At 51.8% G+C, this 309-nt stretch carries 1 protein-coding gene; it reads right to left on the bottom strand.

The window, feature by feature from the left end:
• Positions 1 to 309: histidine kinase dimerization/phospho-acceptor domain-containing protein (locus tag ACZYR9_RS27675; protein ID WP_488981502.1), on the bottom strand; the 309-nt coding region annotated here is incomplete at both ends.

The following is a 309-nucleotide window of genomic DNA, read 5'->3' as shown; positions in this document are numbered from 1 at the left end:
TGGCGAAAAGCACCAGCTGAACGGTTAGCCTGTTCAGCCGTTCAATTTCCGATTGAATTCCTTGGAGCAGTATATCGTTTTGCTCATTGCCTGTGATCCGATTTTGCAGCACCTGCACGCTCGTTTTCATTCCCGTCAGCGGATTCCGGATCTCATGGGCCATACCTGCCGCAAGCTCGCCCAGCGCTGCCAGCCTTTCCAAGCGTGCCAACCGGATTTCAATTTGTTTTCTCTCTTCCATTTGCCGGACCATTTGGTGGAAGGCCCCGACAAGGATGACAACCTCATCCTTTCTTTGCAGCATTTCCT

The sequence above is a fragment of the Paenibacillus sp. F024 genome, assembly GCF_057814255.1.
The sequence above is the reverse complement of the archived record's forward strand: the minus strand, read 5'-3'. Positions and strand labels throughout refer to the sequence as shown.